This is a genomic window from Stenotrophomonas sp. PS02301, assembly GCF_029959485.1.
GTDB lineage: Bacteria > Pseudomonadota > Gammaproteobacteria > Xanthomonadales > Xanthomonadaceae > Stenotrophomonas > Stenotrophomonas maltophilia_Z.
This window is the reverse complement of record NZ_JASCOO010000052.1, coordinates 1-12,668: the sequence shown is the minus strand read 5'-3', so window position 1 is coordinate 12,668 and position 12,668 is coordinate 1. Positions and strand designations below refer to the sequence as shown.

Sequence of the window (12,668 nt, the reverse complement as noted above, 5' to 3'; positions counted from 1 at the left end):
CCGGCGCTACACCGGTACCCGCACCATCTTCCGCATCAGATGTTCCACCACACCTGATGGATCCACGGTGCGGCCCACATGCGTGCTCGACATCTGCACCACCGAGCTGCGTTTGGCGGTCAAGAAATGGAAACGTGCACGCGCCGGCAACTGCGCGATGGGGCCTGCGTTCGCATCGCCGCGGCAGATTGCCACGATGGCATCCAGCCACGGCTGCAGCCCTTCAATATCCAGGGCGGGCGCGAAGGCGCGCAGCCGTTCCAGATCCAGTTCGATCGCCGCTTCCAGGTGCTTGGCGCCCGGGCAGGACACGATGACCCCGACGTTGATGAACTCTTCGCGTTCCACGCGGGGCACCACGCGGATCACCGCATAGTCATACGTGTGCAGTGTGGGCACGGACGGCCTCCTGTACAAAGGCCGCGCGAACGCGAAGGCGGTGTTGCAGGTAATCGACATAGGCCTGGCGGTAGGCGGCCGGGCTGTCGAACACGGGTTCATCCACCAGCCAGCTGTCCGGCACCAGGCCGACGATGCGTTCGATCTCCGCATCGGGCAGCATCACCGCAAGACCGGCATCGACCTCGGCAATCTGCGTGGCGAAGGGCAGCAGTACATGATCGCGGATCAGCACGAAGGGCTTCTTGCAGGCCTCGCCCGCACTGGCCCAATCGTGATGGAAGTACATCGCTGCACCATGGTCGATCAGGTACAGCTTGCGATGCCACACCATCAGGTTGGGATTGCGCGCGGTGCGGTCCACGTTGCTGGTGAACGCATCGAACCACACGATCTTCGAGGCGAGTTCCGCATCGGGCTGCATCGCGGCCGGGTCGTAGTTGATCGCGCCGGGCAGGTAATCACTGCCCAGGTTCAGGCCTTCGCTGGCGCGGATCAGGTCCTGGATCTCCGGGTCCGGCTCGGTCCGCGCGAACTCGCGGTCGAGCTCGACGAACACGATCTCGGGGATCGGCAGGCCCAGCGTCCGCGCGATCTCGCCGGCGATCAGCTCGGCGATCAGGGCCTTCGGCCCTTGGCCAGCGCCGCGGAATTTGAGCACCACCATGCCGTCGTCGTCGGTCTCGACCACGGCGGGCAGGGAGCCGCCTTCGCGCAGCGGGGTGACATAACGAAGGGCGTGCACGGTTCGCACAGCGGCACCCGGAAGCAATGGAACGACAAGGGTACCGCACCGCGATACCGGTCTCGATGGCCGCCTGCGGCAGGCTTTGCCGGATCAGGTGAAAAGCCGCCGGCCATTTCTTCTGGCCCATCCTCGGGAAGGACGGCAGTGCTAGATTCGAGACGTGCCGACCGACGACCCTGCCGCGCCGGCTCCCACCATATCCAAGGGGACACGCATGCTTGCTCGTACGTTCTGGTCCACGGCGTTCACCGTGACAGCCTTCGCCACGCTGGGCACGATGCCGGCCCATGCCAGTGGCTACGCCACACCACCGGAGCGCCTGCTCAAGGTGCTCAAGGCACCGCCGCCGCCGATACCCAGTGTCGACCCGACCGGCCAGCGCCTGCTGCTGACGACCACGCAGACCTATCCCTCGATCACCCGCGTTGCCCAGCCGTACCTGAAGCTGGCCGGTGTGCGCCTGGAGCCCAAAAACCGCAGCCGCCACGACACGCCCGGCGGCTATGGCATTCCGCCGTGCGTGGGCGACTTCACCGTGGTGGAGACCGCCACCGGCCGCTCCACCAAGGTCGCCTTGCCCAGCGGTTGCGCCGGCATGGCGCTGTGGTCGGCTGACGGCCAGCGCTTCGCGTTCCAGAACGTGGCCGATGACAGCGTGCAGCTGTGGGTCGGCGATGCGGCCACCGGTCAGGTCCGCCAGGTGCCGAAGGTGGCGCTCAATCCGATTTTTGGCAGCACCGTGCAGTGGCTCGGTGGCAGCCAGCAGCTGCTGGTCAAGCTGGTACCCGCAAAGCAAGGTCCGGCGCCAAGCGCCGAAGGGGCGATCGGCCCGGACATCCAGGAATCGCTGGGGACGGCGGGCGAAAGCAGTACCTACGAAGCCCGCGATACGCTGACCAGTGCGTACGACGAGGCGCTGTTCGCCTATTACGGCCAGTCGCAGCTGGCGGTCGTGGATACCACCTCCAACACCGTGCGCACCGTGGGTGCCCCGGCGTTGCTGGACAGCGTCGGGGCCGCACCGGATGGCGTGCATGTGCTCACCAGCACGCTCAAGGCACCGTTCTCGCACGCGGTGACCTACCAGCGTTTCGCCAATGACGTGACGGTGCTGGATATTGCCCGCGGCCGCAGCACGCCGATTGCCAGCCTGCCGCTGGCCGACCGCGTACCCGTGCACGGCGTGCCGGAAGGCCCGCGCGATTTCGATTGGCGCGCGACCGATCCGGCCACGCTGGTGTATGCCGAAGCCTTGGACAAGGGCGATTGGAAAGTCACCGTGCCGCATCGTGACCGCGTGCTGATGCTCAAGGCCCCGTTCACCGCCAAGCCTACCGAGATCGCCCGTACCGCGCAGCGTTTCGAAGGCCTGGCCTGGACCGCGCAGCCTGACGTTGCTTTCCTGGATGAGAACGACGAGAACCGCCACTGGCGCCAGACCCGCATCGTCAACGTGGACAACCCAAAGCAGGAAGGTCGCCTGCTGTGGGATCTCTCCAGTGATGAGCTGTACGAGGACCCGGGCAATTTCGTGTACCAGCGCCTGCCCACCGGTGCCTACGTGGTGCGCCAGGAAGGCAACAGCGTGTTCCTGCGCGGGCAGGGTGCTTCGCCGCAGGGGGATCGTCCCTTCCTGGATGCACTCAACCTCGGCAGCCTGAAAACCGAGCGCCTGTTCCGCAGCGATGCCGATGCCTATGAGCAGTTCATCGGCTTCAGCGCGATGCCTGGCCACCTCCTCACGTGGCACCAGTCGGTGACCGATGCACCGAATGCGTTCGTGCGCCTGTTGGGCGAGCGGGTCGCCGCCGCCACGCCGGGCGAAGCGCAGTTCGCGTCGAAGCCGGACGCACTGACCCACCTGGTGGACCCGACCCCCGAAGTGCGTCAGATCAAGAAGCGCCTGGTGACCTACAAGCGCGCCGATGGCGTGGACCTGTCGTTCACCCTGTACACGCCGCCGGGGTACAAGGAAGGCCAGCGCGTCCCAGCGATTCTCTACGCGTACCCGGCCGACTTTGCCAACGCGGCGCAGGCGGGGCAGGTGTCCGGTTCGCAGCAGACCTTCACCCGCCTGGCGCCGTACCGGCTGATGCTGCTGGCCGGCTACGCGATCATTGACAACGCCTCGTTCCCGATCGTCGGCGACCCGAAAACCGCCTACAACACGTATCTGGAACAGCTTGAAGCCGATGCGAAGGCCGCAGTGGACAAGGCCGTGGAGCTGGGCGTGGTCGACCGCAACCGGATCGGTGTCACTGGGCACAGCCATGGGGGCCTGATGACCGCCAACCTGATCGCGCATACCGACCTGTTCAAGGCCGGGGTCGCCACCAGCGGCTCGTACAACAAGACCTTCACCCCGTTCGGGTTCCAGAACGAACGTCGCTCGGTCTGGCAGGCGCAGGACGTGTACCTGAAGGCCTCGCCGTTCTTCTACGCCGACAAGATCAAGCTGCCGCTGCTGCTGGTCCACGGCGAGGATGACGCCAACCCGGGCACTGAGCCATTCCAGTCGCGCAAGCTGTTCCAGGCGATCCGCGGCAATGGCGGCACCACCCGCCTGGTGATGCTGCCGCACGAACCGCATTGGTACACCGCGCTGGAATCCAATGAGCAGCTGGTGTCGGAAATGCTGACCTGGTTCGACACCTATGTGAAGAATGCGCCGCCGGCCAAGCGCTGAGGCGAGACATTGGTAGCGCCGCTCATCAGTGAGCCGCGATACGCATCAGAACCACGGCCGCCCTCAATGGGCGGCCGTTCTGCATTCCTGGGCGGGGGATGGAATTACACTCGGGTCAGACCACAAGGACGCAGGCATGGATATCCAGTCTTGGGGACCGGCGGGCAGCGGGATCGTTGGCGGCATCATCGCCACATGGCTCGTCGCGTACTGGGCGAGGGGACTGCAGACGCACTACCGTGGCTGGTCCAGGGCCTCGCTGCGGCGCCGTCACCGCACCACGATCCGGGTCGCCAACATCCTGTTTTTCGTGGGGCTGTTCAGTGGCTTGGCCCTGTACCCGCTGGGCGGATTTGCCCACAACGATCACCGGCCGGCGTTCCTCGGCTTCGGGCTTGCCTCGCTGTTGCCCCTGCTGGCACTGGTCGTCATTCCGTTCCTGACCGGCCGAAGCATACGGGAAGCGTTCGTTGCCTTCGCGATCGGCCAAGGGGCGCCGGTATGGGCCACCTATCTGCCGCTGGCTGGCGGCCTGGTCTGCCTGGTCGTGGCACTGGTGGGCTTTCTTCCCATCGGCCGTTGAGATGGCGGACCGACGCGCGACGGGTGGACCTCGCCCGGCCCGGCAGGCAAAGTGCGCTTCAAGGGGATGCCGGGGACCGGGGAGCGAGGGATCGAATGCAGCAGACACCATTACAACCCACCGGTCCCGCCACGCGGCGTCGGTGCAGCCGCTGGCTGTTCGTCCTGGCAGCGCTGGCGTTCGCCCCGCTCATGGCGGTGGCGCAGACCGCTCCCGCGCCCGTTGATTCCGCAACGCAGGTTCCCGACCGCCCCCGCACCTGCCTGGTCCTTGGCGGTGGCGGTGCCCGCGGCGCGGCCCATATCGGCGTGCTCAAGGTGCTCGAGCGCGAGCGCGTACCGATCGACTGCATCGTCGGCACCTCGATGGGCGCGGTGGTCGGCGGCTTGTATGCCTCCGGCTACACGGCCGACGAGATCGAGGCGGTGCTGGACCGGATCGACTGGGCCGAGGTGCTGCGCGACAAACCGCCACGCGATGAGCGCAGCATGCGCCGCAAGGAAGATGACCTGCGCCTGCTCGGCGGCGTCGAAGTAGGCCTGAGCAACGGCAAGATCGCGTTCCCGCAGGGGCTGATCCAGGGCCAGAAGCTGGAGATGCTGCTGCGCCGCCTGCTGCTGCCGACCTGGCAGGTGCGCGACTTCGATCATCTGCCGATTCCGTTCCGGGCCATCGCCACCGATATCGTCAGCGGCGAAAAGGTGGTGTTCGCACAGGGCGATCTGGCCTTGGCCATCCGCGCGAGCATGTCGGTGCCGGGCGTGTTCGCGCCGGTGCGCTATGAGGACCATCTGCTGGTCGATGGCGGTGTGGTAGACAACGTCCCGATCGATGAGGCGCGGCGGCTGGGCGCGCAGCGGCTGATCGTGTCGCGGGTCGGCTCGCCGCTGATGACCGAAGCGCAGCTGGATTCACCCTTGGCGATCAGTCACCAGATGGCCAGCGTGCTGATGCAGCGCGAAGTACTGGCGCAGTTGGCCACGCTCGGGCCACAGGATCTGCTGATCACACCGCCGCTGGGCGATATGGGCAGCCAGGATTTCAACCGCTCACCACAGGCGGTCGGCGTCGGTGAGCAGGCCACGCAGGCCGAGGTCGCGGCAGTTCGTCGCTTCCAGGTGGATCACACCCGCTACGCCGCCTTCCAGCGCCAGCATCGGCCGCCGGCATATGAAGCGCCGATCGTGGCCTTCATCGATGTGCTGCGCGATAAGACACGTACCGCGCGCTATATCGAGCAGCGCCTGAAGCCGGAGGTCGGCCAGCCGCTGGCGCCGGACCGCGTGGAGCAGAACGTGGCCACGGCCTACGGCGAAGGCCGCTACCAGCAGGTGCAGTGGCGGCTGGAAGAGCGCGACGGGCAACAGGGCCTGGTGCTTGCACCGCAGGACAAACGTTGGGGTCCGGATTTCCTGCATTTCGCGCTGCGCCTGTCCGATGATTTCGACGGCAGCAGCAACTACCAGCTCATCACCGAGCTGACCCGTACCGGCCTCAGCGAGCAGGGCGCGGAGCTGAAACTGCGCGTGGGGCTGGGCGAAGTCGAAGAGGCCTTCGCCGAGTACTACCGGCCGTTCGGCAGCAGTGGCCGGCATGCGCTGTCCACCTATGCCAAGTACCGCGCCACCGATCTGGACCTGGCCCTGATGCGCGGCGGCGCACTCGCCGAGTTCCGCTACAGCCAGTGGCTGGGCGGGCTACGCTGGGCATATTCGCCACATCCGGATTGGGAAATCGCGCTGTTCGGCGAGCGTGGCCGTGAGCGCCTGCGCCTGGACGTCGGCAACCCGACCGAGCTGGGCAATTACCGCGCGGACATGGGCAGCCTCGGTTGGCAGCTTCGGCACGATTCGATCGACAGTTCGGCTTTCCCGAGTCGCGGCCAGCGCCTGTCGCTCACGCGCCAGCACTATCTCGATGCACTGGGCGCCGACAATTCGGCGGCGGTCACGCGGGTGCAGTGGGATGGGGCATGGGCGCACGGTCACAACCGCTGGCTGGGGGGCCTGCGCGCCTCCTCCGCACACGGTGGCGATGATCTGCTGGCCACCTACGGTTTCCTGGGTGGGTTGGGAAATCTGTCCGGCTATCCGGAAGAATCCATCTTCGCGCCACAGACCGCGCTGGCGAGAGTGGTGTACTACCGCCGCGTCGCGCACGCGGATTCGCTGCTGACCATCCCGTTGTATGTCGGCGGCAGTGTGGAGTGGGGCGGATTCTGGCAGCGCCGCGAGGATGTCAGCCTGGATGGCATGCAGACCGCAGGCAGCCTGTTCGTCGGTGCCGATACGTTCCTGGGACCGGTGTTCCTCGGCTACGGCCGCGCGCAGGGTGGGCACACTTCGTTCTATCTGACCTTTGGCTCACTGCTGCGGACGCTGGATGGGTTCTGATGGGTTCTGCGCTTTATCCTGTGCAGCCATGTTGTTGGTGTGATGCCGATGAAATCGATGTTCCTGGCCGTGGTGCTCCTGCTGTCTGCCGGCCACGTGCATGCCGCTGATGCACCGTCGCTGCCCGCAGCGTGGACGCAGATCGGCATCACCGTCGGCATGCCATACGCGCAGGCCAAGGCGCTGCTCATCAAGGCCGGATGGCTCGCATCCGCGCCCGACAACGAGGGCACGCCCGTCTTTGCCGCGCATCCGGAGGTGGATTGCGGGCAGGGCTGGGACGCGATCTGCTCGGCAGGCTTCCATCGCAGAAACGAGGCTTACGGGTTGGTGCTCACACCGACCGATGACGACAAACTGCTGGTGCAGGGCGTCTTCTGAATGGAGTGACACGGATGTCCAAACCTGACGTGGTGGTATTCGATTTCGACTTGACGCTGACCGGATGGGAGACCGCAAGCCGGTTCTTCAAAACGCTGCTGCGACGCCAGCCGTGGCGGATCGCCGGTGTGGTGCTGGCGCTGCCGGTGCTGGTTCCGCTTTGGGCGCTGCCGCACACGCGGCGGCTGCCCGTCCGCTTCGCGGTCTGGATGGCCACGTTCGGACGTAGCGGTGAGGCACTGGCTGCGCTTGCGGTCGCGCATGCCGACGAGGTGTTTGGCGGACCGGAGCCGGTGTTCCTGACGCAGGGCGTGGAACGGCTGCGCGACCATCTCGCGCAGGGCGACCAGGTGGTCATCGCCACGGGGTGTTGGGAGCCGCTGGCGCAGGCGCTGCTCGAACGCGAGGGTCTGCAGGACGTCCCATTGGTCGCCTCCACCCTGCGCCCCTGCCTGGGAGGGTGGGTCAGCGAGCGGCATTGCCTGGGTGAGAACAAGATTCCGATGCTGGCCGAGCGCGGTTATCCGCCGCCGTGGCGCGTCGCCTACACCGACCACTGCGCCGATCTGCCGCTGTTGCGCAACAGCGCGCAGTGGTATCTGGTCAGCCCGGGGGAGGAGTGCCTGCGCCTGATCGAACAGACAATGATGACCAAGGCGCAGATCCTTCCCTGGCGCGACGCCTGAGCGCTCCTGTCACTGCGCGACCAGCGCGAGCCTCAGTCCTCTTTCATCGCCACTTCCGCCGCAAGCAACGCCTGCGCGGCCGTGCTCAGTTCCGGCGAAGGCACGATGGGCGCGCCGATGGCCTCCATCATCTGATCGGTGGAGACGAACCGGCGATGCCGGCGGTCGTAGATGCCGGTGATCAGCAGGGCACGCGTGGCGACCTTTTCCTCGTCGCCGATCAGCACCCGCTGCTCCATGATGATGCGCGTGCCGACCCAGCCGGCCAGCCGCGTCTCCAGCACGAAGCGCTGGAACGGCTTGAGCTCGCGCCGGAACTGGATGCTGCCGCCACTGACGATCGGGGCCCACTTCGAGCGCCATGCCACCCGGCCCAGGCCCATGCGGAATACCAGATCGAGCCGGCCCAGGTCGAAGATCGTCCAATAGCGGCCGTTGGTCATGTGCAGGTTGCTGTCGATGTCGTTGGGCAGCACCCGGAAGGTCAATCGCGACACGGCCAGCGGGGCGGTGAGTTTGGCTCGGAACGGCGAGGACAGTAGCAGGAACAGCAGGCGGAACCAGAGATTCATGGGCGTGGGTGCTCATCTATAACAGTTGTCATAATTCAAATACGCTAATCTATGACACTCGTCTTAGCAAGGAGTCCGGCCCATGAGCGCACGTCATTCCGATGCACCGCAGCGCGTTGTGGCTGCGGCCGCGGAAATGCTGGCCACCTACGGACTCAATGCCTCCAGCGTCCGCGAGGTCGCCAAGCGCGCGCAGGCGCCGTTCGGTTCTACGTATCACCACTTCCCGGGCGGCAAGCAGCAGGTGCTGGCCGAAGCCACGACATTGGCGGGTGCCAAGGTGGATGCGCTGCTCGATACCTGCCTGCAGGGAGCGGCCCCCGAGGGGCTGCACCTGTTCCTGGCCGCGTGGCGCGAGCGCTTGATCCGTTCGGATTTCCACGTGGGCTGCCCGGTGCTCGCGGCGGCGGTCGAAGAGCCGATCGACGATGCCCCCGACGATGCACGGCGGGCCGCGGCCGAGGTATTCGCGCGCTGGGAAGCCCGGCTGACGGAAGCGCTGAGCCGCGGTGGTCGCTCGCCCGAGCAGGCCAATGGCATTGCCACCATGATCATCGCCAGCATCGAAGGCGCGGTGGCGATGAGCCGGGCCACGCGTGACATCGGCCCGTTCGATCGCGTCGCAGCGCAGCTTGTTTCCCTGGTCGCCGATCGCTGAGACTGTCGGCCTGCCGCAACCGGAGTGCCGCGCTTTGACCGCCTTGATCCGTTCCACCGTGTTTGCCGCGACGCTTGCCGCATGCGCCCTGCATCCGAGTGCGCACGCGCAGGAATCGCCTGCGACCAACCCGTTGTATCGGGTGCCTGCCGACCAGGCGACGCCCGCGCAGGTCACGGAGATGCAGCAGCGCCTGCTGGACTGGCCGCAACTGCAGCGCTACCGGGCCGAGAATGCGGCGTTGGCGCCGGTCGCGCCGGGGACCAAGCGCGTGGTGTTCTACGGTGACTCGATCACCGAAGGCTGGGGGCCAACCGGCAGTGAGCGTTTCTTCCCGGGCAAGCCCTACGTCAACCGCGGCATCTCCGGGCAGACCACGGCGCAGATGCTGCTGCGCTTCCAGCAGGATGTCATCGCCCTGAAGCCGGCGGTGGTGGTCATCCTCGCCGGCACCAACGACATCGCGGGCAACACCGGGCCGACCACGCAGGCGATGATCGAAGACAATCTGCACGCGATGGTGGAACTGGCGCAGGCGCACAACATCCGCATCGTGCTGGCGTCTGTCCTGCCGGTCAGCGACTACCCGTGGCAACCCGGCGTGCAGCCTGCGGGCAAGGTGACGGCGCTCAACCGGGCGTTGCGTGCTTACGCGGAGGAGCAGGGGCTGGTCTATCTGGATTACCACACCGCCATGACCAACAAAGACGGCGGCCTCGACCCGCAACTGGCCGCCGATGGCGTGCATCCCACGCCGGCAGGTTATGCGCGGATGGTACCGTTGGCCGAAGCGGCGATCGCGCGGGCGCAGGCGCGTTGACGATGAACAATCCCTACTCGGTGGCGGTACGAGCCTCGCTCCCGCCTGCCTCGCGCGGCTACGGCCTGCTGGCGGTGGGCGTGCTGAGCAGTGGCTTGACCGCGATCGTGATGACCGCCATCGGGTTCTTTGTGGTGCCGCAGTTCCAGGAGGTGTTCACCAGCTTCGGCGTGGCGCTGCCGTGGCTCACGCGCGCGCTGATCCACGGGTATGGCTGGGCCTGGATCGCGCCGGTGCTGGTGCTGCTGCAGTGGTTTCGCGGCCCGGGCGGCCTGTATCGCCCCCATCTGGCGGCCGTGCTGGGCGTGCTGGCGATGCTGGGCGGTGCGCTGGTGACTGTGTTCGGGCTGTATCTGCCGATGTTCCAGATCGGCGCGGTGGTGTGAGGCACCGCGCCGTCCGCAGCGCTCAATCGAAGCGCCAACGCACCCCGGCGTACACACCACGCCCATCACCGGGCGTCGAGCGCGCGACATCCTTGCCCGCGTCGTCGTAGCCCGGCGTGACCGTGGCGGCGTAGTGGCGGTCGGTGAGATTGCGCAGCTCCGCCCAGGCCTGCCAGCGGCCGCCGGGGGCGTCGTAACCGATGCGGGTGCCGAAGATGACGTGACTATCAGCGGCCATGCTGTTGGCATAGTCGACGAACATTTTCGACGCGTACTCGGTGTTCAGCCCGGCGTAGAAGCCGGCCGGGTGGTCGTAGCGCAGTTCGGCCTGGTAGTAGTGGCGCGGCAGGCCGGGCAGGCGATTGCTGCCGAAGCGCGCATCATCGCGGTAGCGGAAGTCGCTGAAGGTGTAAGCCTGGCGCAACGACAGCCGCCCGCCGACGCCTTGCCACAGCGCACTGTCCAGACCAGCTTCGATGCCGCGGTGCACGGTCGGGCTGGCGTTGGATTCGGCGATGAACAGGTTCGGCACCGGCTGCACTTCCACGGTGAGCAGTTCGTGGTTGAGGCAAGCGTAATAGCTGGTCAGCTCCCAGCGGCCGAGTGCGCTGTCGCCGCGTGCGCCGAGTTCCAGCGTGGTCGCGGTCTGGTTGTCCAGGTTCACCGGCGCGCGCTGGCGGCCCGTGGAGGCACCGTTGCCGGCGGCGAAATACTTGTTCGAGCCCCAGATCATCGACCACGGATGCGCAGGTTCCACCGAGCGGCTCAGGTTGCCGAACCACTGCGTCTGCGGCGTCTGCTGCCAGGTGAAGCCCAGCCGCGGCGCATAGTCCCATTGGCGCTCGGACAGCCGTTCCGGCGTGGCCGGCCAGGTGACCTGCACATCGCGGCGGGTGTGGATCAACGCCATGCCGGTCTGCAGGCGCAGCGTGTCGCTCAGCGCCAGATCATTGCCGATGTGCAGCACGCTGTCGGTGCCGTAATGTTCAACGTCGCGGGTGTGCGTGCCGGCCGCATACCCGTTGCTGGAAAAGCGCAGGGTCTCGCGCACGTTGGCATCCAGATCGTGGGTGACGCGCAGGCCGATCGTGGTCACGCTGTCATGCCCGAACAGCGCGTGCCGGCGGCGGTAGTCGAGCGTGCCGTTGAGGTTGGCGTAGTCCAGCTGCTGGCGGTACAGGCTCTCGTTCAAGTCCATCGGGTACTTGTGGTACACGAGGCCGGCCTGCAGCGACGAATCTGCATCGATGGTGTAGGTGGTGGTATTGCCGACCCACGTGCTGCCCGGCTGCGGGCGGCGTGCGTCGATGGCCACGTTGGCCGGGTTGGCGGCGCGGGGATCGTTGCGGATCTGCGCGCGGGTCAGGCGTCCCGGAGTTTCGTGATCGGTCTCGCGGTAGCGCAGGAAGAAGCGCGTTTCCAGATCCGGGGTGAGCTGCCAGCCGAGGTTGGCCACCGCACCCTTGCCCTTGCCGGCGGCGTGCTGCTGATAGCCGTCGTACTCGGTGTCGGTGTAGGCGATGAAGTAATCGACAGCGTCCCGCACGCCACCCAGGCTGATCCCGCGCTTCTGGTAGCCGCGTGCGCCAGCTTCGTAGTGCAGCTCCAGCCCGGGCGTATCGCGGCCACTGCGGGTGATGTAGTTGATCGCACCGCCCAAGGCCAGCGCGCCGCGCTCGAACCCGTTGGCGCCGCGCAGGACCTCGACGCGGCTCAGCCACAGCGGCTCCAGCAGCTCGTAAGGCGTGCCACCCGGGCCGGTCAGCGGCAGGCCATCCAGCGAGACCGACAGGCCGGAGGCATGCGCACCCGGCGCCCGGTTGAGGCCCGAGCCGCGGATGGAGACCTTGACGCCTTCATTGCCTGCGCTCTGCGCGCTGATGCCGGGCTGATAGGCAAGCACATCGGCAGTGCCGCCGACGCGGCCCTGGCCGACCTGCGTCATATCGACAACGTTACCTGCGCCGGGGACCCGGTCGAGCGCGCGGCGCACAGCCTCGGTGGCATCGGCGGCGGTGACGGTGACCGCGTCCAGGGTGACTGCCTGGCCGGCGGGCGCGGCATGGGCGGTGTCGGTGGCGGCAAGGCTGGCCAGCAAGGCAGCCGCGAGCAGGGACAGGGCAGGGGCGGTGTAGCGATTCGGGAGGGTGGTCATTCGTTCGCGATATCAGTGCGGACACGGCCCACGTCGCCGCGGCACCCTGTCAACTTCATGTGGGGCGCGCAAGTTAACAGGATGTTGCGGGTTCGTCACCCTTGTGGGGCGTGTGGGTGACGAACGCCGACGGCGGGATGTCCGTAGTGGCGGCCGCCGGGCGCGCCGCCCCGCGAAAACCCCCCCCCGCCCCGGGGCACC

General features: G+C 67.0%; 12 protein-coding genes. 8 read left to right on the top strand and 4 right to left on the bottom strand.

Annotated elements, in window-relative coordinates:
• Nucleotides 1-6: 6 nt before the first annotated feature.
• Nucleotides 7-399, bottom strand: a complete 393-nt coding sequence (locus tag QMX81_RS13240) for a DUF3037 domain-containing protein (RefSeq protein ID WP_152153346.1) — start codon at nt 397-399, stop codon at nt 7-9.
• Entirely contained in the window at nt 377-1,153 is a 777-nt protein-coding gene (locus QMX81_RS13235) for a HipA family kinase (RefSeq protein ID WP_121037814.1), read from the bottom strand. The genes QMX81_RS13240 and QMX81_RS13235 overlap by 23 nt, the downstream gene beginning before the upstream one ends.
• Nucleotides 1,154-1,424: 271 nt before the next feature.
• Between QMX81_RS13235 and QMX81_RS13230 the strand changes: the two genes are divergently transcribed.
• From QMX81_RS13230 to QMX81_RS13210, 5 genes are all read left to right on the top strand, one after another.
• Nucleotides 1,425-3,833: a prolyl oligopeptidase family serine peptidase gene (locus tag QMX81_RS13230; RefSeq protein ID WP_282262151.1), complete on the top strand. Its 2,409-nt coding sequence runs from the start codon at nt 1,425-1,427 to the stop codon at nt 3,831-3,833.
• A gap of 136 nt (nt 3,834-3,969) precedes the next feature.
• Nucleotides 3,970-4,416, top strand: coding sequence for a hypothetical protein (locus tag QMX81_RS13225; protein WP_282262127.1), 447 nt, complete (start codon nt 3,970-3,972; stop codon nt 4,414-4,416).
• A 95-nt stretch (nt 4,417-4,511) separates the two neighbouring features.
• Nucleotides 4,512-6,809: a patatin-like phospholipase family protein gene (locus tag QMX81_RS13220; RefSeq protein WP_282262125.1), complete on the top strand. Its 2,298-nt coding sequence runs from the start codon at nt 4,512-4,514 to the stop codon at nt 6,807-6,809.
• A 42-nt stretch (nt 6,810-6,851) separates the two neighbouring features.
• Entirely contained in the window at nt 6,852-7,190 is a 339-nt protein-coding gene (locus QMX81_RS13215) for a hypothetical protein (RefSeq protein WP_282262123.1), read from the top strand.
• Between the two features lie 14 nt (nt 7,191-7,204).
• A complete protein-coding gene (locus QMX81_RS13210; protein WP_282262121.1) occupies nt 7,205-7,876 on the top strand; it encodes an HAD family hydrolase in 672 nt (223 codons plus the stop codon).
• A 32-nt stretch (nt 7,877-7,908) separates the two neighbouring features.
• Here QMX81_RS13210 and QMX81_RS13205 read toward each other — a convergent pair whose 3' ends face one another.
• A complete protein-coding gene (locus tag QMX81_RS13205; protein ID WP_282262119.1) occupies nt 7,909-8,448 on the bottom strand; it encodes a thioesterase family protein in 540 nt (179 codons plus the stop codon).
• 82 nt (nt 8,449-8,530) lie between these two features.
• Between QMX81_RS13205 and QMX81_RS13200 the strand changes: the two genes are divergently transcribed.
• From QMX81_RS13200 to QMX81_RS13190, 3 genes are all read left to right on the top strand, one after another.
• A complete protein-coding gene (locus QMX81_RS13200) occupies nt 8,531-9,106 on the top strand; it encodes a TetR/AcrR family transcriptional regulator (protein WP_282262117.1) in 576 nt (191 codons plus the stop codon).
• A 133-nt stretch (nt 9,107-9,239) separates the two neighbouring features.
• Nucleotides 9,240-9,926, top strand: coding sequence for an SGNH/GDSL hydrolase family protein (locus QMX81_RS13195; RefSeq protein ID WP_282262148.1), 687 nt, complete (start codon nt 9,240-9,242; stop codon nt 9,924-9,926).
• A gap of 2 nt (nt 9,927-9,928) precedes the next feature.
• The gene (locus QMX81_RS13190) at nt 9,929-10,312 is read left to right on the top strand and encodes a hypothetical protein (RefSeq protein WP_282262115.1); all 384 of its coding nucleotides are present in this window, start codon (nt 9,929-9,931) and stop codon (nt 10,310-10,312) included.
• A gap of 22 nt (nt 10,313-10,334) precedes the next feature.
• On the opposite strand, the gene QMX81_RS13185 is transcribed toward QMX81_RS13190, so the two are convergent.
• Nucleotides 10,335-12,467: a TonB-dependent receptor gene (locus QMX81_RS13185; protein ID WP_282262113.1), complete on the bottom strand. Its 2,133-nt coding sequence runs from the start codon at nt 12,465-12,467 to the stop codon at nt 10,335-10,337.
• Between the last annotated feature and the right edge of the window lie 201 nt (nt 12,468-12,668).